The organism is Saprospira grandis DSM 2844 (assembly GCF_000275825.1).
Taxonomy (GTDB): domain Bacteria; phylum Bacteroidota; class Bacteroidia; order Chitinophagales; family Saprospiraceae; genus Saprospira; species Saprospira grandis_A.
The window spans coordinates 1-2,786 of the sequence record NZ_JH719945.1 but is presented as its reverse complement, the minus strand read 5'-3'; the positions used below and the strand labels follow the sequence as shown (position 1 = coordinate 2,786).

The window sequence follows — 2,786 nt, the reverse complement described above, 5'->3', positions numbered from 1 at the left end:
TCTTTGAGCTCTTGCATTGGTTTGGCGAGTAGAAGGCTTGTCTGAATCAGTCAAAAATAAGTATCTTCCCCCTTTTATTTTGATATTCCGCTCTATTTTATGCAAAATCTATCTAAAGCTTGGGCGCTTCCTCCTGCTCCTCTTTGGCCTCTATTTGTTCTCTTTGCTGCGCTAAAATGGGCAGCAATTGGGTCCAGAATTTTTGCAAATTTTCCGAAAGCGCTACCTCTTCAGACAAACCAACTTTGGCCAAAATATCTAGCAAAGACTGAATGCGGGCCTCGGTGGTGTAAAATTTATTCATCACAATTTGCCGCTGCTGCTTAACCAGGCAATAGCCCGACTGAAACTGGCCCTTTTCATAGCGAATCCGATAATCCGCCGCCTTGAGCAGCTCTTCCAATTTTTTTAAGGTGGTTTTGTTGTATTTCACGCTTCTGTTTTTCTAATGATTTTTTTTAGGGGTCCTCCTGCCTTCGGCAGGCGCTACGTTTACTCCCGTTGGTCGTCGAACTGCGGACTGAAGTCCTTGTTGTCGCAGCTCGCTGCTGTTTAGGGGCCTCCTGCCTTCGGCAGGCGCTACGTTTCGCAGCTCGCAGGTCTGCTCGGCCCTTCGGCGGCTTTGCCGCCTCGGTCTGGCCCTGCGGGCCACTGCTGCACATCGCTAGGCCGGCTCGACAAAGCTGCGGCTAAGGCCGCAGTTAGCTAGGAGGTGGAGCAGGGTAGAGGGCTTCAAATTTAGCTTCTAATTGAGGGAGTTCGGCTTTCATTTTGGCCTCCGCGGCTTTTAGGTCTAGGCCACGGAGCTGGCTGCTATCGCCTTCTTCCAAAATTTGGATAAAGCCCTGGGCATAGCGATTGACATCATCTACTGGACCACGGTCATTAAAGCGCTCCATCATGAAAATGGCCGAATTGAGGGCGGCATGTAAATAATAATAGGCCTTGGCCATATCGGGTTGGAATCCCTGGCCCTGGCCGGCAGGCAATTGGGCAAAACGACTAGGAGCTGTTTTATGAAGTAGCATAAGACGAGTAAAAGCCAGCGGGTTGAGGTAATTTTCGGCCACTTTTTCCATAATAGCAAGTCCTTGCTCAAAAGAATCTTGCTGAAAATATTTTTGGCCCAAAAAATAAAGGGCAAAACTAGCCTCTAGCTCCTGAATGCCGGGCCGCTCTAAGCGGTTTTTAATGCCTGGAATATCCGTTTCGTCTAGTTCTTGGCAAAGCAAAAGCAGATCGGGGTTTTGCTCTAGGGGCAACTGCAAATGATTCTGCTGATTGTCTAGCAATTCGGCTACCGTATAGCTTTTGGCCAATTGGTCTGAGCAACTAAAAAGGCCCAAAGAAAAAAAGACAAGAAGAAAAAAAGCATAATGATTCATAGATAAAGGTTTTGGCAAAAAACGCAATTTTAGGTCCAGAAGGCGGGCGCAGCCCGCCTGGCCACAACAAGCCCTTTAGGGCGCAGTTCGACGACTGAAGGGAGTAACCGATGTGCAGCAGTTATTAAGGCCGAGCAAAGGGATCTAAGGCAAATAGCGAGCGGCAATAAGCAGTCTTGAAGAGGCGCTAGAGGACGACCGAAGGGAGGACTGGCCACAACAAGCCCTTTAGGGCGCAGTTCGACGACTGAAGGGAGTAACCGATGTGCAGCAGTTATTAAGGCCGAGCAAAGGGATCTAAGGCAAATAGCGAGCGGGCAATAAGCAGTCTTGAAGAGGCGCTAGAGGCCGACCGAAGGGAGGACTGGCCACAACAAGCCCTTTAGGGCGCAGTTCGACGACTGAAGGGAGTAACCGATGTGCAGCAGTTATTAAGGCCGAGCAAAGGGATCTAAGGCAAATAGCGAGCGGCAATAAGCAGTCTTGAAGAGGCGCTAGAGGCCGACCGAAGGGAGGACTGGCCACAACAAGCCCTTTAGGGCGCAGTTCGACGACTGAAGGGAGTAACCGATGTGCAGCAGTGGCCGCAAGCCAGACCCAGCAAAAAACTTGTTTTTTTGCGCAGGGCCGAGCGGACAGCGAGCTGCGAAACGTAGCGCCGACGAGCGCAGCGAGGCGACAACAAGGCTGCAAGCCGCAGTTCGACGACTGAAAGGAGTAACGCCCCAAAATAAGAAAAGAAAAAACATACGCATAAAGTTGTTTTTGTAAATCTGTAGTTATATCTTTAGTGTAAACAACTTTGTATTTAAAGACAAGATATATGCAGCGACCATTTCCGGCGGGGACCGCTATGAGCAAGCTTTGCATAAAGGCCTACGCTTTGGCTGATTATGATGAGAGCAGTTATATTGGGCAAATTTATTTGTCGATCAATCCATCTAGTTTTGATATTTCTTATAAGGTAAAGAGCACGGAAGAGCTTTCTACGGCAGCTTCTTCGGCAGATGGGAAGGCCGAGGCGGCCAAGGAAGCTGTGGGGAATAGTCCGGAGTATATGATTCCGGAGATTAAGTTTTCGAATATTTTGGTAGATGCTACGGGGGCTTATCATCAGGGGAGTCAGCAGGACAAGGTGCTTTTGCAGAACAAGGACAACAAGCCCTCGGTGGCGCCATATATTAAGGCCTTAAAAGCTTTGATTTATGATTATCATGACTGGGCCAATGGGCCGGCCTACTTAAAATTGGAGTGGGGGGAGATTTTGCCCAGCAATGATTCTCGGCAGGATGCCAGTGCGCACACCTTCAACTGTATTATTTCGTCTATGGACATCAATTATTCTTTATTTTCCTTTGAGGGTTTGCCTATTCGGGCCGAGTTGAGTTTATCATTTTGGGG

Annotated in this window: 3 protein-coding genes; 1 reads left to right on the top strand and 2 read right to left on the bottom strand. The window is 48.8% G+C overall.

Features of this window, described 5'->3' with window-relative positions; genetic code table 11:
• Positions 1-112: 112 nt before the first annotated feature.
• Both SAPGRDRAFT_RS19735 and SAPGRDRAFT_RS19730 read right to left on the bottom strand, forming a co-directional pair.
• Positions 113-433, bottom strand: coding sequence for a hypothetical protein (locus tag SAPGRDRAFT_RS19735; RefSeq protein ID WP_002658368.1), 321 nt, complete (start codon positions 431-433; stop codon positions 113-115).
• Positions 434-701: 268 nt separating this feature from the next.
• Positions 702-1,385 carry a hypothetical protein gene (locus SAPGRDRAFT_RS19730; RefSeq protein WP_002658366.1) on the bottom strand — a complete coding sequence of 228 codons (684 nt, stop codon included), beginning with the start codon at positions 1,383-1,385 and terminating at the stop codon, positions 702-704.
• Positions 1,386-2,208: 823 nt separating this feature from the next.
• On the opposite strand from SAPGRDRAFT_RS19730, the gene SAPGRDRAFT_RS19725 reads away from it, so the two are divergent.
• The coding region (locus tag SAPGRDRAFT_RS19725; RefSeq protein WP_002661292.1) for a CIS tube protein at positions 2,209-2,786 on the top strand (578 nt) is incomplete at its 3' end.

Excerpts from the sequence above, each read along its gene's own strand:
- SAPGRDRAFT_RS19730 (WP_002658366.1), bottom strand. The coding sequence starts at position 1,385 with ATGAATCATTATGCTTTTTTTCTTCTTGTCTTTTTTTCTTTGGGCCTT.